The organism is Paenibacillus sp. SJS-P3 (assembly GCF_056711585.1).
In genome coordinates this window covers 2,490,408-2,508,791 of sequence record NZ_CM160043.1, presented here as the reverse complement: position 1 = coordinate 2,508,791, position 18,384 = coordinate 2,490,408, and the positions used below count along the sequence as shown (strand labels likewise).

At 57.5% G+C, this 18,384-nt stretch carries 15 protein-coding genes; 13 read left to right on the top strand and 2 right to left on the bottom strand.

Translation table 11 applies throughout. The annotated features are described in order from the left end of the window. Positions 1-592: 592 nt before the first annotated feature. Entirely contained in the window at positions 593-1,873 is a 1,281-nt protein-coding gene (locus tag AC06G8_RS11495; protein ID WP_480282905.1) for a family 16 glycosylhydrolase, read from the top strand. Between the two features lie 97 nt (positions 1,874-1,970). Here the strand turns inward: AC06G8_RS11495 and AC06G8_RS11490 are convergent, their stop codons facing one another. Next, positions 1,971-2,519 (bottom strand): tetratricopeptide repeat protein, encoded by a 549-nt coding sequence (locus AC06G8_RS11490; protein ID WP_480282904.1) that lies wholly within the window; start codon positions 2,517-2,519, stop codon positions 1,971-1,973. Positions 2,520-2,703: 184 nt separating this feature from the next. Between AC06G8_RS11490 and AC06G8_RS11485 the strand changes: the two genes are divergently transcribed. From AC06G8_RS11485 to AC06G8_RS11455, 7 genes are all read left to right on the top strand, one after another. Beyond that, the gene (locus AC06G8_RS11485) at positions 2,704-3,768 is read left to right on the top strand and encodes a serine hydrolase domain-containing protein (protein WP_480282903.1); all 1,065 of its coding nucleotides are present in this window, start codon (positions 2,704-2,706) and stop codon (positions 3,766-3,768) included. Positions 3,769-4,115: 347 nt separating this feature from the next. After that, a complete protein-coding gene (locus AC06G8_RS11480; RefSeq protein ID WP_480285425.1) occupies positions 4,116-7,520 on the top strand; it encodes a discoidin domain-containing protein in 3,405 nt (1,134 codons plus the stop codon). Between the two features lie 122 nt (positions 7,521-7,642). Then, positions 7,643-8,227 (top strand): class I SAM-dependent methyltransferase, encoded by a 585-nt coding sequence (locus AC06G8_RS11475; RefSeq protein WP_480282902.1) that lies wholly within the window; start codon positions 7,643-7,645, stop codon positions 8,225-8,227. Between the two features lie 205 nt (positions 8,228-8,432). Beyond that, complete coding sequence (locus AC06G8_RS11470; protein WP_447664079.1) at positions 8,433-10,184, top strand: methyl-accepting chemotaxis protein; 1,752 nt, start codon at positions 8,433-8,435, stop codon at positions 10,182-10,184. A 189-nt stretch (positions 10,185-10,373) separates the two neighbouring features. Further along, positions 10,374-11,855: a protein adenylyltransferase SelO gene (locus AC06G8_RS11465; protein WP_480282901.1), complete on the top strand. Its 1,482-nt coding sequence runs from the start codon at positions 10,374-10,376 to the stop codon at positions 11,853-11,855. 96 nt (positions 11,856-11,951) lie between these two features. Then, the gene (locus AC06G8_RS11460) at positions 11,952-12,938 is read left to right on the top strand and encodes a cation diffusion facilitator family transporter (protein ID WP_480282900.1); all 987 of its coding nucleotides are present in this window, start codon (positions 11,952-11,954) and stop codon (positions 12,936-12,938) included. A gap of 264 nt (positions 12,939-13,202) precedes the next feature. Then, a complete protein-coding gene (locus AC06G8_RS11455; RefSeq protein WP_480282899.1) occupies positions 13,203-13,760 on the top strand; it encodes an NUDIX domain-containing protein in 558 nt (185 codons plus the stop codon). Positions 13,761-13,789: 29 nt separating this feature from the next. Here AC06G8_RS11455 and thpR read toward each other — a convergent pair whose 3' ends face one another. Further along, on the bottom strand, positions 13,790-14,440 hold the full coding sequence (thpR, locus tag AC06G8_RS11450; RefSeq protein WP_480282898.1) for an RNA 2',3'-cyclic phosphodiesterase: 651 nt from the start codon (positions 14,438-14,440) through the stop codon (positions 13,790-13,792). An 86-nt stretch (positions 14,441-14,526) separates the two neighbouring features. Here thpR and AC06G8_RS11445 point away from each other — a divergent pair, with 86 nt between their 5' ends. The 5 genes from AC06G8_RS11445 to AC06G8_RS11425 all read left to right on the top strand — a co-directional run bounded on the left by AC06G8_RS11445 (position 14,527) and on the right by AC06G8_RS11425 (position 18,324). After that, a complete protein-coding gene (locus AC06G8_RS11445) occupies positions 14,527-14,742 on the top strand; it encodes an SgrR family transcriptional regulator (RefSeq protein ID WP_480282897.1) in 216 nt (71 codons plus the stop codon). Between the two features lie 87 nt (positions 14,743-14,829). Then, the gene (locus tag AC06G8_RS11440; RefSeq protein WP_480282896.1) at positions 14,830-15,744 is read left to right on the top strand and encodes a sugar phosphate isomerase/epimerase; all 915 of its coding nucleotides are present in this window, start codon (positions 14,830-14,832) and stop codon (positions 15,742-15,744) included. Positions 15,745-15,860: 116 nt separating this feature from the next. Beyond that, positions 15,861-16,202, top strand: a complete 342-nt coding sequence (locus AC06G8_RS11435) for a DUF5658 family protein (RefSeq protein ID WP_480282895.1) — start codon at positions 15,861-15,863, stop codon at positions 16,200-16,202. A gap of 145 nt (positions 16,203-16,347) precedes the next feature. After that, positions 16,348-17,055: a GntR family transcriptional regulator gene (locus tag AC06G8_RS11430; protein ID WP_447664071.1), complete on the top strand. Its 708-nt coding sequence runs from the start codon at positions 16,348-16,350 to the stop codon at positions 17,053-17,055. A 156-nt stretch (positions 17,056-17,211) separates the two neighbouring features. Next, positions 17,212-18,324, top strand: a complete 1,113-nt coding sequence (locus tag AC06G8_RS11425) for an ABC transporter substrate-binding protein (protein WP_480282894.1) — start codon at positions 17,212-17,214, stop codon at positions 18,322-18,324. Positions 18,325-18,384: the final 60 nt, after the last annotated feature.

The following is an 18,384-nucleotide window of genomic DNA, read 5'->3' as shown; positions in this document are numbered from 1 at the left end:
GGACAGGGAGAGGCGCTTGAAGGCTGAAAACAGGGACAGGTACCTGAAGGCTGAAGCAAGGGACAGGTACCTGAAGGTGCTTGAGTGACCTTGAAGTGCGGACTTTCGGCATCGTTCGAAAAGCTCCATAATCAGCTTATGACAAGTCAAGGAGCTGAACGAAATTGAAGGAAAGCCTTGAAAGCAAACGCAAGGTCGCTCTGGTAATAGGAGCTTCTGGAGTAATTGGCCGCAACTACGCCAGCCAAAGAACTGGGCATCCTGCTGCGGTTTCCCGGCAAGCCTGGCGCGTGCGGCAGCCTCGTAGGCCATCGTCGTCCTGGCTGTCAGGGGAATGCAGGACGACCGCCATTCCGGCATGGTCCGAAAGAGGCTCGTCCGCCCGGCAACGGATCCGATGCCGTGTCGATCCCGCACCCGAAATCCAGTGTCCGAAATAATGGGAATTTACTTTTAGGGAGATAGGTTCATAATAAAATAGCACCCGTTATTAGTTTCCATTTTTCGAGAGGGAGGTGCATAGGGCCTGAAGGGCGAACAACTGAACCTTTTTGAAAGCGCTTCATAATTGAACGGAAGAGGAGGAAATGACATGAAAGTAAAAATGAAAATGAGAACGATTGCGATGCTTGCGATGGCCGCGGTTCTTCTGATCAGCCTGGGAGGTGTCCGCATGCCTTCAGCCCAAGCGGCTCCGACCTGGAACCTGTCCTGGAGCGATGAATTCAACGGAGCGTCCGGCTCCGCGCCGGATGGCAGCAAATGGGGCTATGACATCGGCGGCGGCGGATGGGGCAACAACGAGCTGGAATATTACACGAACAGCCGCAACAACTCCTACCTGGACGGCGGCGGCAATCTCGTCATCAAAGCGATCAAGGAAAATGTCGGCGGCATGTCCTATACTTCCGCCCGGCTGCTGACGAAAGGCAAATTCAACCAGGCTTACGGCAAATTCGAAGCCCGCATCAAGCTTCCTTACGGCCAAGGCATCTGGCCGGCCTTCTGGATGCTCGGCAACAACCTCGATACGGCCGGCTGGCCGGGAAGCGGCGAGCTCGACATCATGGAATACCTGGGCCATGACACCAGCACCGTGTACGGAACGGTGCACGGTCCCGGATACTCCGGCGCCGGAGGCATAAGCAAATCCTACAAGCTTCCTAGCGGCTCGTTCGCGGACGCGTTCCACGTATTCGGAGTCGAATGGGAGCCGACGCAGATCCGCTGGTACGTAGACGGCAATCTGTATCATACGTTCAACAAAAGCCAGCTCGGAGCGGGCCAGACATGGGTGTTCGACCATCCGTTCTTCATGATCATGAACCTCGCTGTCGGCGGCAACTGGCCGGGCAACCCGAACGCTTCGACGGTATTCCCTCAGACGATGACCGTCGATTATGTCCGTGTCTATACGCAAGGAACGTCGACCTCTTCGCCGATCGAAGCCGGAGCTGTATACAAGCTGATCAACGTCAACAGCAATAAGGCGCTTGACATCTACGCCGCAGGAACCGCGGACGGCACCAATGTCCAGATCTACACGGACAATGGAACCGGAGCTCAGCGCTGGCAGGCGGTCGCCAATGCGGATGGAACGTTCAAGCTGATCAATCCGGCGAGCAACAAGGCGCTTGATGTCGCTGGGGCGGGGACAGCCGACGGCACGAATGTGCAAATCGCGACTCAGAACGGCAACAACGCTCAGAACTGGAGAATCATCGACAACGGGGACGGCAGCTTCAAGGTCATCGGCGTCGGCAGCAACAAGGCGCTTGACGTCTCCTCGTCGGGAACCGCTGACGGAACCAACGTGCAGATCTGGACCGACAACGGCACGGGAGCGCAGAAGTGGCGCTTTGTGAAGGTATAAGCAGGATAAGGAATGCTGAAAAGAACGCCGCGGACTGCGGCGTTCTTTTTTTGTCCGTACCTATGAGCTTCATGGAGGATGATGCCGTTTCGGGCGATTACTTGCGGCTGTCTTTCGCGGCTGTTTCATCCAGGTCTTCCGCCGCTGTTTCATCCAAGTCTTCCGCATAAGCTAGAATTCCGCGTTTGAAGTACTGCAAGATGCCATCGTCGGTCGACTCCATCAGATTGGCGATGAGAAGCTCGACGCTCTCCTTGTATTCCCGGGTATTGTAGAGAGCCATGGAGAGGTACGCCTTCAAGGCCCGGTTGCCGGGAAATTCCGCGACTCCCTGGCGCAGGACATGCACAGCCTCGGAATAACGCCCCCAATACCGGTATGTGCTTCCCAGTCCCAGCAAGCATCGTTCCCGGTCCGGCCCCGAGAGTCCAAGCTCCAGAGCCTTTTCATAATAGGGAACGGCCTCCCGGCCCAACCCGGAATTGTCGTGGGCGATGCCGCATTGATAATGGACCGCAGCTTCATCAGGATGGTTTTGGAGAAGGGCTTTCAGTCCTTGCCTGACCTCCGCCAGCAGCTTTTGATCCTGATTGGCGCGGCCTTCCTCGCGAAGAGAAATCCATTTTTCGAGTTCATTCCGCTTCATTCCAATTCACCGCCTATTTCATTCATTTGTCTTCACACTAGCAGATTTCAGTCGTGCCAGACAGGGAACATTCGCCTATAACAGAGTCGGCATTGCCATCTGCCGCGTATTGTGGAAGATAAAAGGAGGAGCATCATTCGCCGCAGCTCGCGGCGGCCGAATGGCCAAAGGAGGAGGCAGGTTCATGGGAGAGAGAGACGAATCCCGCATAGACGCATTCATGGAGCAGGAGATCAGGGACGGGCATTTGCCGGGAGCCGTGCTTGCTGTAGCCGTCCAGGGACAGCTTGTCCTGAGGAAAGCCTATGGCTGCCGAGCCGTCTATCCGCAAAGGGAAGCCATGGAATGGGACACCGTATTCGATATGGCCTCCTTGACGAAGGTGCTGGCCACGCTGCCGGCCATCCTCAAGCTGGCCGGAGAGGCCAGGCTTTCCTTGGACGACACGATAGCCAGCCATATCCGAGGTTATGCAGACAACGCCGAGAATCCCATCACGATCCGCCATCTGCTGACCCATACATCCGGCCTTCGAGCCGGGCTGCCTATGAAGGAAGTCATGGCGATGGGCAGGGAGGAGCTGCTGGAGTTCGTTCGGAGCGAACGCCCCTTGAGCACGCCGGGCAAGGAGGTCGTCTACAGCGATCTCGGCTTCATTCTGTTGTACCTTATCGCGGAGCAGGCGGCTGGCGAGCCGTTCACGTCGTTTCTGGAGAGGGAGATCTACGCTCCATTGGGGATGAAGGATACGGGGTTCCTTCCGGCCTTCGATCCTTCCAGATATGCCTCCACGGAATACTCCGAGGAAGCAGGAGCTTACAAGCGCGGCATCGTCCATGACGAAAAAGCGGAGCGAATGGGAGGAATAAGCGGGCATGCGGGATTGTTCTCCACCGCGGAGGATGTGTTGAAGTTCGCATCCATGATCCATGCCGGAGGAAGGCATGAAGGAAGGGCGATCTTGGAGGAATCATGGCTGGCTGAAGCTCGGCGGAACCATACTCCCTTCGCCGGGGATTTCCGCGGCTTGGGCTGGCAGCTCGTCAATCCGGACAGTCCGAATTCGGCCGGAAGCCTGCTGTCGCAGACATCCTTTGGCCACACCGGCTTTACGGGAACGAGCATTTGGTTCGATCCGGAGCGGGAGCTGCAGATCGTCCTGCTGACCAACCGGGTCCACTTCGGCCGCACGGACGCTATTCTGCGCATCCGGCCACAGCTTCATGATCTGATTTCGTCTTGTTTCTAGAGTCGTGGATTCAAAAAAACGATTTCGAGAGGCCCGATGCCATAGGCATCGAGGCCTTTTGTTTTCTTCCAGCGCCATCGTCGGGAAAAAACATAGAATCGCACCTCTTTTCCGTAAGATCGCCACTCCATCATTTGGCAAATCAACCTTTATAATGAGGATGCATGTCCGCGAAAGGAGGATCGCCAAGCAATCATCCCAGCAAAGAAGGTGGTGGCAGCCCAACAATTGAAAGCGCTTCGAATTAGGGATCTTTGGCCGACCTATTGATTCAGTCGTATTCAAGCGATTATGCCGCGAACCAATCGAACCCGAGGAGGACTATAATGCGTATCCGCACTAAATATATGAATTGGCTGTTGGCGCTCGTCCTGATCGCCGCCGGCTTCTTCCAGGCTGCCGGTCCCATCGCTCCCGCCACCGCAGCAGGAGGCGCGAATCTGACGCTCGGCAAAACCGTCACCGCCAGCGGCCAGTCTCAGACGTACAGCCCCGACAATGTCAAGGACAGCAATCAGGGCACTTATTGGGAAAGCACGAACAACGCCTTCCCGCAGTGGATCCAAGTCGACCTTGGCGCCAGCACGGGCATCGACCAGATCGTCCTCAAGCTTCCGTCCGGATGGGAGACCCGTACGCAGACGCTCTCGATCCAGGGCAGCGCGAACGGCTCGACGTTCACGAACATCGTCGGATCGGCGGGGTATACATTCAATCCATCCATAGCCGGCAACAGCGTCACGATCAACTTCAGCGCCGCCAGCACCCGTTACGTACGCCTGAATTTTACGGCCAATACGGGCTGGCCTGCAGGCCAGCTGTCGGAGCTTGAAATTTACGGGGCGACAGCGCCAACTCCAACGCCAACTCCAACGCCTACCCCAACACCAACACCGACGCCTACGGTAACCCCTACTCCTTCGGCGACGCCGACGCCGACTCCGGCGGGCAGCAACATCGCCTTAGGGAAATCGATTACAGCCTCTTCCAGCACGCAGACCTACGCAGCCGCGAATGCGAATGACAACAATACGGCCACCTATTGGGAGGGAGGCGGCAACCCAAGCACGCTGACTCTCGATTTCGGTTCCAACCAGAGCATCACCTCCGTCGTGCTGAAGCTGAATCCGGCTTCGGAATGGGGGACTCGCACGCAGACGATCCAAGTGCTTGGAGCGGATCAGAACGCCAGCTCCTTCAGCAATCTCGTCTCGTCCCAGTCCTATACGTTCAATCCCGCAACCGGCAACAGTGTGACGATTCCGGTCACCGCGACGGTCAAGCGCCTCCAGCTGAACATTACGGCGAACTCCGGCGCGCCGGCCGGCCAGATCGCCGAGTTCCAAGTGTTCGGCACGCCTGCGCCTAATCCGGACTTGACCATTGCAGGCATGTCCTGGACTCCGGCTTCTCCGGTCGAGAGCGGCGCCATTACGCTGAACGCCGTCGTCAAGAACGTCGGGACTGCAGCCGCAGGCGCCACGACGGTCAATTTCTACCTGAACAACGAGCTCGCCGGCACCGCTCCGGTAGGCGCGCTTGCGGCAGGAGCTTCTGCGAATGTATCGATCAATGCAGGCGCCAAAGCTGCCGCAACGTATACGGTAAGCGCCAAGGTCGACGAGAGCAACGCCGTCATCGAGCAGAATGAAGGCAACAACAGCTACGCGAACCCGACTAATCTCGTCGTAGCGCCGGTGTCCAGCTCCGACCTCGTCGCCACGACGTCATGGTCGCCGGGCACGCCGTCGCAGGGAGCGGCGGTGTCCTTTACCGTCGCCCTCAAAAACCAGGGTACGCTTGCTTCAGCCGGCGGAGCCCATCCCGTAACCGTGGTGCTGAAAAACTCCGCCGGAGCGACGCTCCAAACCTTTACGGGCTCCTACACAGGTTCCCTTGCAGCAGGCGCGTCTACGAACATCAGCGTGGGCAGCTGGACCGCAGCGAGCGGTACTTATACCGTCTCGACGACTGTAGCCGCTGACGGCAACGAAATTCCGGCCAAGCAAAGCAACAATACGAGCAATGCGAGCCTCACGGTCTACTCGGCGCGCGGCGCCAGCATGCCGTACAGCCGATACGACACGGAGGATGCGGCGCTCGGCGGCGGAGCTGTCCTGAGAACGGCGCCAACGTTCGATCAATCGCTCATCGCTTCCGAAGCATCGGGACAGAAATACGCCGCACTTCCGTCCAATGGCTCCAGCCTGCAGTGGACAGTCCGTCAAGGACAAGGCGGAGCGGGCGTCACGATGCGCTTCACGATGCCTGACACCAGCGACGGCATGGGCCAGAACGGCTCGCTCGACGTCTATGTCAACGGAACCAAAGCCAAAACAGTGTCGCTGACCTCCTATTACAGCTGGCAGTATTTTTCCGGCGACATGCCGGCTGACGCTCCGGGCGGAGGCAGGCCGCTCTTCCGCTTCGACGAAGTCCACTTCAAGCTGGATGCCGCACTGAAGCCGGGAGACACGATCCGCGTCCAGAAGGGCGGAGACAGCCTGGAGTACGGCGTCGACTTCATCGAGATCGAGCCGATTCCGGCAGCCGTTGCCCGTCCTGCCAATTCGGTGTCCGTCACCGAATACGGAGCCATCGCGAATGACGGCAAGGATGATCTCGCCGCCTTCAAGGCAGCCGTGACCGCAGCGGCAGCGGCCGGAAAATCCCTCTATATTCCGGAAGGCACCTTCCATCTGAGCAGCATGTGGGAGATCGGCTCGGCCGCGAACATGATCGACAACTTCACGGTTACCGGCGCAGGCATCTGGTATACGAACATCCAGTTCACGAATCCCAATGCATCGGGAGGCGGCATCTCCCTGAGAATCAAAGGAAAGCTTGATTTCAGCAACATCTACATGAACTCCAACCTGCGTTCCCGCTACGGTCAGAATGCCGTCTACAAAGGCTTCATGGACAATTTCGGAGCCAATTCGACGATCCATGACGTTTGGGTCGAGCATTTCGAATGCGGCATGTGGGTCGGCGACTATGCCCATACTCCTGCGATCTATGCGAGCGGCCTTGTCGTCGAGAACAGCCGCATCCGCAACAACCTAGCCGACGGCATCAACTTCGCGCAGGGAACGAGCAATTCAACCGTCCGCAACAGCAGCATCCGCAACAACGGCGATGACGGACTGGCCGTCTGGACGAGCAACACGAACGGCGCTCCCGCCGGCGTAAACAACACGTTCTCCTACAACACGATCGAGAACAACTGGCGCGCGGCAGCCATCGCCTTCTTCGGCGGCAGCGGCCACAAAGCAGACCACAACTACATCATCGACTGTGTCGGAGGCTCCGGCATCCGGATGAATACGGTGTTCCCGGGCTATCACTTCCAAAACAACACCGGCATCACCTTCTCGGACACGACGATCATCAACAGCGGCACAAGCCAGGATCTGTACAACGGCGAGCGCGGGGCGATTGATCTGGAAGCTTCCAACGACGCCATCAAAAACGTCACCTTCACCAACATCGACATCATCAATGCCCAGCGCGACGGCGTTCAGATCGGTTACGGCGGCGGCTTCGAGAACATCGTGTTCAACAACATCACGATCGACGGCACCGGCCGCGACGGGATATCGACATCCCGCTTCTCGGGACCTCACCTTGGCGCAGCCATCTATACGTACACGGGCAACGGCTCGGCGACGTTCAACAATCTGGTGACCCGGAACATCGCCTATGCAGGCGGCAACTACATCCAGAGCGGGTTCAACCTGACGATCAAATAAGCTGCAGGAAAAAGGGGGCTCTTCGGAGCTTCCTTTTTTTGCATGTTCGCAGCGGGTTGAGGGATAATGGCTTCGAGGAGCGGTCGTCATCCGCAATCGATGTGCGAAGGAGAGAATTGTCTATGAAAGAGAAGTTCAGTCCTTCTCTGATCGGAAGAATGGAGAGCGAGGAACGGAGGGAGCAGCTGCCTCCCGGCATGCTGCTCCAAGCTCTGAAGATCGAGAACGGCATGACGGTGCTGGATATCGGGGCAGGAACGGGTTACTTCTCCTTTCCGGCGGCATCTCTGACTAGCGGGCAAGTTGTCGCGGCTGACCCGCAAGCAGAGATGATTGGCTACATGCAGGCTAAGGCGGCCGCAGAACAGGCTCATAATCTTCAGCCGGTGCTGGCATCCGCGGAACGGCTGCCGCTGCCGGACCGATCCGTCGACCGGGCTATCGCCTCGCTGGTGCTTCACGTGACTGACACGGTCGAGCAGCCCGTTCAGGAATTAGCCCGTGTGATGAAGCCCGGCGCCCTGCTGTTCATCCTCGAATGGATGAAGAAGCGGGATGAAGCCCGGATTCCGCCTCCGAGCCGGGTCGAGCCGCAGGAGTTGGAGGAACTGCTGATCCGATACGGCTTCAAGGTCATCAGGCTCGACTATCCGACGGATAGGCATTACCGGATCATCGCTGAAAGGGAAGTGGAGAAGGAACGGTAAGAAAGGTCCATTATTTTTCCATGCGCGTCCAGGATCGGATCGTATGCGGCAAGAGGCGCAACAACACCTCGCAAGCGGGCTAACGGGGAGGAGGTAAGAGCGTATCCGAGACGGAGGCTGAGTTGTCCGCCGCAGGGAATGTTCTAAAGGATAGCCTCATGAATGTCGATATAATACTATCCCAACATGAGAGGTTGCCTACTGCATGAAAAAATACCTGTCCTTGCCCAAACGAAGTCTGATCCGAACGAGCGTGCTGCTGCTGGCTGTCCTATTCACCGGGGTCATGAGCCTGACCGCGGCCTTTGCCTATCAGAGCCAGAAAAATGAGTTCCACAAGCAGCTGCGCGAATTGGGCAAGGCCATGCAAGGTCAAGTACAGCTCAATGCCGGCAAGATCGCGGAAGCATCGGCTGTGCTGAACCGCAAGGAAGCCGCCACGACAGAAGCCTTCATGCTGCTCAAGTCACAGTTAGTCGCCATGTCCGCCGAAGATCTCTTCATCAGCAACGCCTATCTGATGCTGCCCGAAGTTCTGGAAGCCGGCGGCAAGCGCACCCTTGTCAGTCTGCAGGAGAATAGTGATGACGAAGCGATTCAGCCGGGCTCCGTCTACGAGATGCCCGATGTTTTTGAAGATGCCTTCAACAAGGCGATGAAGGACGGCTTCGCGTTGACGGTTCCTTATTCCGATTCCGAGGGCGAGTGGGTATCGTATTTGTCCCCGATCAAGGACGGTCAAGGCAAGACGCTCGCCTTATTCGGCGTCGATTTCCATTACGATGACGTCAAGACGAGCCTGTCCCGGATGTTATGGAAGGATATTTTGGCCGGAGGCGGATTCACTATAGCTGCGCTCCTGCTCATCATCTATTTCGTGAACCGCACGCTCAAGCCGCTTCGTACGCTGGCCGAAGTGTCGAAGCTGGCGGCAGAAGGCGATCTGACCCAAGAAATTCCGGTCAAAAGCGAAAATGAAATCGGACAGGCAGCAGCAGCCTTCAACCGAATGATCGCCAGCCTGCGGGAGCTGACCGGCAACATCCAGCTGGCAGCGAAGAGCGTATCCAGCTCCGCCAACAGGCTGCAGGACAACTCGAGGCAAGCGGTGGAGGCGACAAATGAGATCGCCGCTTCGACAGGCCAGGCGGCAGCGGGCTCCGAGCAGCAATTCCAGAGCACGAGAGAATGCCAGACAGCGATGACGGAAATGGCGATCGGCATTCAGCGCATCGCCGCATCCACCTCCATCGTGTCGGAGCTCGCCGCCGAAACGTCGGAAAAAGCGGCAGATGGAGAAGGCGATATGGAGCGCGTCGTCGGGCAGATGAGAAAGATCGAAATCGATTTGAACGAAACGGCAGCGATCATTCGGGAGCTGAAGGAGCACGGCAGCAGAATCGGAGAGATCATGGCGATGATCTCGGATATCGCGAGCCAGACCAATCTGCTCGCGCTGAACGCTTCGATCGAATCGGCTCGCGCGGGCGAGCATGGCAAGGGCTTCTCGGTCGTCGCCCAGGAAATCCGCAAGCTGGCCGAACGTTCGGTCACCTCTTCCAAGCAGATCACGGAGATTCTGTCGGCAATCGGCAACGGCACGAGCGGGGCGGCGGAATCGCTGGAGCGTTCGGCCCATGAAGCGAGGTATGGAACGGAAATCGCCCAGCAGACCGGTCTGACGTTCAGCTCCATCGTAAAATCGATTCAGGAAGTGAACAGCCAGGTGCAGGAGGTATCCGCCTCCTCAGAGCAGATGTCGGCCGGAACCGAGGAGATCGCCGCCTCGCTCGACGAGCTGGAAAGGATCGCGGTTACCGCAGCCAAGCTGTCGGGCAGCATCGCCACGGCGGCGGAGCAGCAATCCGCGGCCATGGGCGAAGTAGCCGGCTCCTCGGAGCAGCTGCAGCAGATGGCGGAAAATCTGACCGGAATCGTGAGCAAGTTCAGGATCTGATTTTTTCTTGAAGGGAGCAGCCTCTTCAGCCGCGCGGCATGCGCGGCTGTTTTGCTTCTATCCGCATGGCTGGTTCTCGGAGATGCCTGGATTTGAAACTCCGCCTAAATCCCGATGAAGCGATGCAAGCGGGCCGTCTCAGGGTATAATAAGAAATGATGCCAAAATTCTAATTCCAATGGAGATGTTATGAAAGAAACCGATAGCAAGACCAGCTATGGCTGGAACTTCGACAACAGCTACGCCCGCCTGCCGGAGCTCTTCTTTACCCGGCTCGATCCCCAGCCTGTATCTTCCCCGAGCTTGATCGTGCTCAACGAGCGGCTGGCGGCTGCCATGGGACTGGATCCCCAGGCGCTCCGCAACGGGCAGGGTGCTGATTTCCTCTCCGGCAATGCCGTTCCGGACGGAGCGGAGCCGCTGGCCCAAGCCTATGCCGGCCATCAGTTCGGGCATTTCAACAGGCTCGGCGACGGCAGGGCGATCCTGCTCGGAGAACAGATCACTCCTGAAGGCCATCGGATCGATATCCAGCTCAAGGGCTCCGGACCGACGCCATATTCCCGCCGCGGCGACGGCAGGGCGGCTCTGGGACCGATGCTGAGGGAGCATATCATCAGCGAAGCGATGCACGGACTCGGCATTCCGACGACGCGCAGCCTCGCCGTGACGTCAACGGGAGATGCCGTTTATCGAGAATCCCTGCTGCCGGGAGCTGTCCTGACGAGGACGGCTGCCAGCCATCTGCGCGTCGGAACGTTCCAGTTCGCGGCTCAGTGGGGAACGATGGAAGATCTCGAGCGTCTGTCCGACTATGCCTTGCAGAGGCATTACGCCGGCCTCAGCAAGGCGGACGACGCCGGTCGCCATCTCGTCCTTCTCCGGGAGGTCGCCAACCGCCAAGCTTCGCTGATCGCGAAGTGGATGCTCGCCGGCTTCATCCATGGAGTGATGAATACCGACAACATGGCGATCAGCGGGGAAACAATCGATTACGGGCCTTGCGCCTTCATGGATGCCTTCGATCCAGCCACCGTGTTCAGCTCCATCGATTCGCAAGGACGGTACGCCTATGGCAGCCAGCCGCAAATCGCGGCATGGAACCTCGCCCGCTTGGCCGAGTCGCTGCTGCCGCTGCTGCATGACGACGAGGAAGAGGCGGTCCGGCTGGCCGAGCATGAGCTTGGAAGATTCGCTGAGGCCTATGGCAGACACTGGCTGGACGGAATGCGCGCCAAGCTGGGTCTATTCCATGAAGAGCCTGAGGATCAGGAGCTCGCGGACGAGCTGCTGCGGCTGATGAAGGAGCATAAGGCCGACTATACGAACACTTTCCGCTACCTGACGACCGGCAAGCGGATGCAGGGCGATGTTCTGTGCGATTCGCAGGCATTCTCGGCTTGGATGGCGAAGCGGCAGAGGAGACTGGAGAGGCAGCCGCAGTCGGACGAGCAGTCGGCCGCTCTGATGCGCGCCAGCAATCCGGCGGTGATTCCGCGCAACCATCGGGTGGAAGAAGCATTGGCGGCTGCGGAACAAGGAGATCTGAGCGTCACGGAAAAGCTGTTGGCGGCACTCGAAAACCCCTACGACCATCGTCCCGAGCAAGACGAATTCGCTGCTTCATCCGGACTGTCCGCAGGCTCCTACCGGACATTCTGCGGAACCTGATTCCGGCTGCATGACAGAGTCGAAATTCCGAAACATAACGGGCAGCATCTGCGTATAACCGCTTCAGTTTGGAATTTACAGGAGGAAACGCATACGATGAGCACAGATTCGACGAAAACCGGCTTCTGGCAATTAGTGAAGAAAGGAAATACTTCGTCAGCGACAGCGGCGATCGGCAATACAGGCCTTGCCATCGTCAAGGGCATCGCCGCAGCCACGACGGGAAGCGGCGCCATGTTCGCATCTACGATGCATTCCATCGCCGACGCGATCAATCAGGGGTTCGTGTTCGCAGGCAGCGTCCTGGCCGAGAAGAAACCGACCAAGCGGTTCCCGACCGGATTCGGACGTGTCATCAATCTGTTCTGCATGATCGCTGTTCTTGTCGTCACCGTCATGGCGTACGAAACGATCCGCGAAGGCTTTCATCTCCTTGCGCATCCGGTGCATTCGAGCGGCTTCTGGCTCAATCTGATCGTGCTGCTCCTGTCTCTGGCCGTAGACGGATTCGTACTCGTGAAGGCGATGAAGGAGATCGTGCACGAAGCCCGGGTAGAAGCCAATGGAACGGGAATCGTCGCCGCAGCCTTCCGCAACGTAGGCAGGGCCGCCCCTCCGACCCGGCTGGTCTTCTACGAGGATCTCGTCGCCACGACAGGCGCATTGCTCGCGCTGATCGCGGTCATCGTGACGTCGTTGACGAGCTTCGAGCTGCTGGACGGCATCTCGACCATCCTCATCGGCCTTCTCATGATCGGCGTCGCCTTCCGGGTCGGCTACGACAACATGGTCGGCCTGATCGGCGCAGCCGCGCCTCGGGATGTCGAGGACAAGGTCGCCCGCATCATCCTGGCGCATCCACAAGTTCTGGACATCTTCCAGATGAGGATCCTTCAGGAAGGCCGTTATTATCATGTCGACGGCACGATCGAGCTGGAGCCGGGCCTTACGCTGGCGAATGCGGACGACATCATCTTCAAGGTCAGGGACAGCCTGCTCAGCGATCCCGATATCGCGGATGTCGCCATCGGCATCATCGAGGATCAAGGCGTTCCCAACTGGAAGTTCGAGACGCAGGAGTAAGCATCGGCAGGTTTGGCAGACATGCGGAATTCCTTTCCGCATGTCTTTTTATTTTGCCTGCATTTGCAGGTAAGAACTATTCCAGCCTCTGCCGCCGAATTCGTTTCTCCGGCCGAAAATACCGATGGCGGATGAAGCGATAGTTCGATAGTATAAGGATTAAACGTCTTCGGCCCGTTATTTCAAGGATGGAAGGCTCGGTGTCAAACATCAAAAGAGGCGACGGAAGAACAGCCGCGCGAAGGATCTCAGGGGAGTGGACATATGGAAGTCAATTTTTGCTCCGCGTGCGGAGATGCCATGGAGACGAGGGATATCGACGGAACGCCGAGAAGGGCTTGCGTTTCGTGCAGCTTCGTTCATTGGGGCCATTACAGCATCGGAGTCGGCGCCTTGGTGGAGCGCGGCGGCAAGCTGCTGCTCGTGCGGCGTGCCCAGGAACCGGGAAGGGGATACTGGACCAATCCCGGCGGTTACGCCGAGCAGCTGGAGCAGCTGCATGAGACCGTGCAGCGGGAAGTGCTTGAAGAGACCGGCATTCAGGCCGTCGTCACCGGAGTAGCGGCCCTGCGCGATCAGCCGCGGCAGATTCATAATGTGTATGTAGCCTTTTCAATGGATTATATAGGCGGAGAGCCGGTTCCGGACGGTCTCGAGGTCGATGCGGCCGGCTTTTTCAGCCTGGAGGAAATGGAGTCCATGCATGTAGCCCCGTTCACGCGCTGGCTTGTCGACGTCGCCCTGAACGGCCGGTCCGACGGCTTGAAATCGGATCCCGATCCGATCGTGCCTCTGGCCGGCTACGGGCTGTTCCGCATCTGAACCCAAGCGAGAACCGCCGCACTCTCATTCTATCCAAATGGAAAGCAGGCGACGGTTTCGTACATGGGAAGCCGATGCATATGCGTCCGGTACAAGACGACTTCGTCGACGGTCCAGGACAGTTCGGCTTCGGAGTCGTCTCTTATCCGGACTACCGTTTCCCTGGAGCTCCCGGCAACCGAAGCTCCCGGATGCAGATGCAGCTGCGGCATCCGAAACGGCTCCGTTCCCCGGTAGTTTCTGGCGATCGTAAGATGTGGGCTGTAAGCCCGCTCTTCGGTTTTGTATCCAAGAGCCGAAGTCGCTTCCGCGACGATGTTCCTTGCTTGATGCAAGCCTTCCTTGTCGCCGCCGATTCCTGCCCAGAACACTCTCGGCGACTCGGGAATGCCGAATGTGCCCATGCCGCCCAAAGTCAAGACGAACGGCCTGATCCGGCCGGACTGCATCGCCGTGGCCAGTGCGGAACGGAGCTCCGACACACGCTCCGGCGGCGTATCGCCGATGAATTGGAGCGTAATATGCAGATCCGCCGCATCCGTCCATTTTCGGAAGGGATAGAGAGTACGCAGCTCATCGGACCAAGCTCCGATCCGATCTTTCAGGGGACCCGGCAGAGGAACGGCGACAAAAACGCGCTGTCCGTCGCGGGCAGGTATCGTTGGATCTGTCTGATTCAAGGATGCAAACCTCCTCATGAATTCTTTACCCTATTGTAACCCAAACCCGAATTCGGCACGCGAAGCGGGGAAAGAAGCGGTAAACGATGATTGAAACCGAGCGCTACCTCATTCTCTACGATAGGTTTTCAACAGGAAGCGCGCTTGGTACCCCGGTCGAGGTTGCCCTTGAAGAGCTGGCCGAAGCGCTGCGCTGCACGACGAGAAACGTGAAGCTCATCCTGAAAAAGCTTGAGGAGGACCATTGCTTGGCCTGGCTTCCCGGTAGAGGAAGAGGACATCGTTCCCTCCTTGTAATCTAGGAGGACAGGGAAACCTTGCTGCTCGAAGCATGCAAGGCGGAGGCCGGCCAAGGACAGGGCATTCTATAAAAAGACAAGGAGGCTAAGATGACGCGTTTCCTGATCGGTCAATACGGAAGCTATGATCCAATCAAACAGGCAACCGATTTCGCGCCTGGATTTTACGGCGTCGAAGCCTGCCTCCTGGACAGCGATAAGGATATCGAGAGGCTGATCAGCGATTCCCGCGAGCATCGGTTCCGCATCGGCATCCATTTTCCGCTGCGCTCCGGCACATCGGAGATGAGGGACGCTCTGATCCTTTCCAAGGATACGTTCATTCGAGAACAGTCCTTTCAGCTTATCGAGCAGGAGTGTCGCGATTATGCGGCTCGAGTGAAGCCTGCCTATATCCTATATCATTATCCCAAGCCGGTCATCTTGGCTGCAGGGGCGGACTGGACCAAGTGGAAATTTTCTGACTCCAGTGAATATATTCACGAGGACGATTTTTCGGCTGACGAGCTGCGACGGCATAGCGAGATTTTCTTTCAGCGGATCTCCGGCATGGGGGAGCGGCACGGCTTCATGCCGATTCTCGAATTGGACGCGATGAATCGGTACTTGGTCGAAGGCGGCCTGCTGGAAGAGCTCCTTCAGCGTTATCCATCTATCCGTCTCTGCCTCGATACCGGGCGTCTTTATCGGCAAGATCGGATCGATCCCCGGTTCAATTCGCTTAAGGTTGTAAAAAAATACGCGAAGTATGCGGCGCTGATCCATCTATGGACATTCAGATTCACGGACAAAATCGAATGCTACCGGATGCCCGTGCTCCCGGAGCAGGATGCTGCGGAAGGATGGGCTCCGATCCTCGCTTACTTGTCCATCATCCGCGAGCAGAATCCAGATGTCGCCATCATGTTTGAGCATCGCTCCGATCTGGTCAGCGACAGCGATCTGCTCAGGTGCTACGAATGGGTACGGCAAGTAATGGCCGGAGAGGTCGAGATGCCAGCCTAGAAATAACCCGAAATTCATACGATGCTTCGCGCTTTCAATCCTTGAAGCAAGAGGACGCAGCTGGAAGAGAAACCCCCAATCGTGATACAATATGTATCACGATTGGGGGTTTCTCTATGCAGGCAAGAACATCGATGTCCGTAACGGGCTTCAAATCACGGAACGCCATCGCGAAGTGGCTTCTTCTCGTTCTATCCGTCTTCGACGCCATCGCGACCGATTCAGGCATCCGGCTGCATGCCATACAGGAAGCCAATCCGTTCGCGGCTTTATTGTACGAGACGCATCCTGCGCTGTTCTATGGGTACAAGATTGTTCTGCCCTCGCTCCTTCTGCTCATGGGAGGAAGGACGAGCTCTATCCTGCTGTCCCGTTTGATTCTTTTCGCTGCGGTCGTATACGCCCTGCTTGCCGCTTATCATCTGGCGTGGATCGTCCTGGCAGCCGGCGCTGGCTGAAATGAGCTCCTGCTGTCCGCCTTTTGGCGAACGGCGTCCAGGAGGACAGCAGGAGAAAATCGCCATACTGGCAGTTTCCGCAGAATTTTGATAACCTAATTCAAAATAGCCCGGTATTTCCTTATGGCGAGAGGATCGACTCTTCATGGAGAAAAAGCTTCTATATATTCGTGTCAAAGAAGAAATTGAACGGAGAATCAAGAGCGGAGAACTGATGCCCGGGGACAAGCTTCCTTCCGAGCCCGCCTTGGCCAAGGAATTCGAAGTAAGCCGCCCGACACTCAGGGAGTCGCTGAAGATGCTCCAGAGAGAAGGCGTGCTTCTAAGCAAAAATGGCGTGGGCACCTATGTGAACGAGCAGAGCTCCCTCATCATGAACCCGCTCAACAAGCTGAGCAGCCTCGGAGAGATGATCAAGCGGGTCGGCTACAAGGACAGCGAAGCCTATGTGAAGATCTATTCGCAGCAGCCGGAGCCGGACTGGTCCGAAAAGCTGCAAAGCGAGGAGCCGGTCGTCGTGCTGGAGCGGCTGAGAACGGCGGACAATCAGAAGGTGGCTTTCTATTACAACATTTTCCCGAAGGCTATCGCTGCCCGTCATTTCGAGGATGGCTTCTCCGGCGCGATTTTCGACTTCCTGCAGGAAAGGCTTGGAATCCGGATCTCCTACGCCTTGACCGAGATCTGTCCTGTCGGTACCATCGAGGAAAGGGACCTTAAGGCTGCCGAGATGCTCGGAGGGGACCTCATTCTGCTGAAGCAGCTTCATTTTGGAGAGGATGACCGTCCTGTCTTCTACTCGCTCGATTATTTGAAGAGCAGCGCGTTCAAGCTGTACGTCAAACGGGATTGAACGGATAGTTTTGAGACCGCATCGCCTGCCATCGGGCGCTGCGGTTTTTTTGTTTTCATTCATAAAATCTTAACGGCTTGATTATGTTCCGCAAACATTTGTTTTTTAAAGTTATAGATGTCAGACAGCTTGTCAGATGAATGAGGAGGATGGATCATGCTAAACAGTTGGGGGAAAAGAAAGAGGCATTCTTTGGGGCTGGTCGTGCTTGCCGCGGCAACCGTTCTGAGCGCCTGCGGCCAGAACAACGCGGGAGGCGCGGAGCCGAGTCCTCTGAAAGGCGCTGCGGCGGCGAACCAGGCCGGGGCGGAGTCAGGCACGCCGAAGTCGGACAAACTCGTCGTTTATTCCGCTTTGAACGAAGACGACATGATCCAGCTGAAGCAGAAGTTCAAGGATGATACGGGCATCGAGATGGAGTATTTGAACCTGGGCAGCGCGGGCGAAGCGAGCACGCGGGTGCAGGCCGAGAAAAGCTCGCCGAAAGCGGATGTGCTCGTAGGCGGTTCCGTGGAATTTTACCAGCCGCTGGCCGAGCAGGGCATTCTGGAGAAGTACACGTCTCCGAATGCGGCCGATATCGATGCCAAGTTCAACGATCCGAACGGATATTGGCAGGGCTGGTACATGGGCGTTCTCGGCATCGTGCTGAACACCGAGAGATACAAGAAGGAACTGGAGCCAAAGGGCGTTCAAGAGCCCAAAATCTGGGATGACTTGCTCGACCCGGCCTACAAGGGCCAATTCATCACATCCAACCCGGCCACGGCGGGCGGCGGCTATATCTTTGTAGCGGACCAGCTGTTCCGTCTTGGCGAGCAGCAAGGCTGGGACTACCTGAAGAAACTGAACGCCAACGTCCACCATTATACTCCCAAAGCAGGCGACGGCATCCAACTGACCGCTACGGGCGAGTTCATCGCCGGAATGTCCTGGGCCCATGATATCGTGAAGTCGGCCAAGCAGGGCTATCCGATCAAGGTCATCGTACCGGAGCAGACTGCCTATGAGATCGGCGGATCCGGCATCATCCATGGCGGAGCCAATACGGACAACGCCCGGAAATTCATGGATTGGCTGCTGACGAAGGAAACGGGAGAGCTGAACACCAAGATGTCGAACCGCTACTCCGTGCGCAGCGACGTAGCGCCTCCGGAAGGAATGATTCCGGTATCGGAAGTGGATCTCGTCGATTACGATCGGGCCCAAGCGGCCGCCATGAAGGCCGATGTCGTGAAGCAGTTCACCGATATGGCCGGAACGAAGTAAGGACTGCGCATCGGCAAGGCTAGCGGGAACCCTTCCTGCCTTATGGCGAGCGGAGCGTTC

Excerpts from the sequence above, each read along its gene's own strand:
- AC06G8_RS11460 (WP_480282900.1), top strand. The coding sequence starts at position 11,952 with ATGAGCACAGATTCGACGAAAACCGGCTTCTGGCAATTAGTGAAGAAA.
- AC06G8_RS11465 (WP_480282901.1), top strand. The coding sequence starts at position 10,374 with ATGAAAGAAACCGATAGCAAGACCAGCTATGGCTGGAACTTCGACAAC.
- AC06G8_RS11430 (WP_447664071.1), top strand. The coding sequence starts at position 16,348 with ATGGAGAAAAAGCTTCTATATATTCGTGTCAAAGAAGAAATTGAACGG.
- AC06G8_RS11480 (WP_480285425.1), top strand. The coding sequence starts at position 4,116 with ATGAATTGGCTGTTGGCGCTCGTCCTGATCGCCGCCGGCTTCTTCCAG.
- AC06G8_RS11485 (WP_480282903.1), top strand. The coding sequence starts at position 2,704 with ATGGGAGAGAGAGACGAATCCCGCATAGACGCATTCATGGAGCAGGAG.
- AC06G8_RS11435 (WP_480282895.1), top strand. The coding sequence starts at position 15,861 with ATGCAGGCAAGAACATCGATGTCCGTAACGGGCTTCAAATCACGGAAC.
- AC06G8_RS11425 (WP_480282894.1), top strand. The coding sequence starts at position 17,212 with ATGCTAAACAGTTGGGGGAAAAGAAAGAGGCATTCTTTGGGGCTGGTC.
- AC06G8_RS11440 (WP_480282896.1), top strand. The coding sequence starts at position 14,830 with ATGACGCGTTTCCTGATCGGTCAATACGGAAGCTATGATCCAATCAAA.
- AC06G8_RS11455 (WP_480282899.1), top strand. The coding sequence starts at position 13,203 with ATGGAAGTCAATTTTTGCTCCGCGTGCGGAGATGCCATGGAGACGAGG.
- AC06G8_RS11470 (WP_447664079.1), top strand. The coding sequence starts at position 8,433 with ATGAAAAAATACCTGTCCTTGCCCAAACGAAGTCTGATCCGAACGAGC.
- AC06G8_RS11445 (WP_480282897.1), top strand. The coding sequence starts at position 14,527 with ATGATTGAAACCGAGCGCTACCTCATTCTCTACGATAGGTTTTCAACA.
- AC06G8_RS11495 (WP_480282905.1), top strand. The coding sequence starts at position 593 with ATGAAAGTAAAAATGAAAATGAGAACGATTGCGATGCTTGCGATGGCC.
- AC06G8_RS11475 (WP_480282902.1), top strand. The coding sequence starts at position 7,643 with ATGAAAGAGAAGTTCAGTCCTTCTCTGATCGGAAGAATGGAGAGCGAG.
- AC06G8_RS11490 (WP_480282904.1), bottom strand. The coding sequence starts at position 2,519 with ATGAAGCGGAATGAACTCGAAAAATGGATTTCTCTTCGCGAGGAAGGC.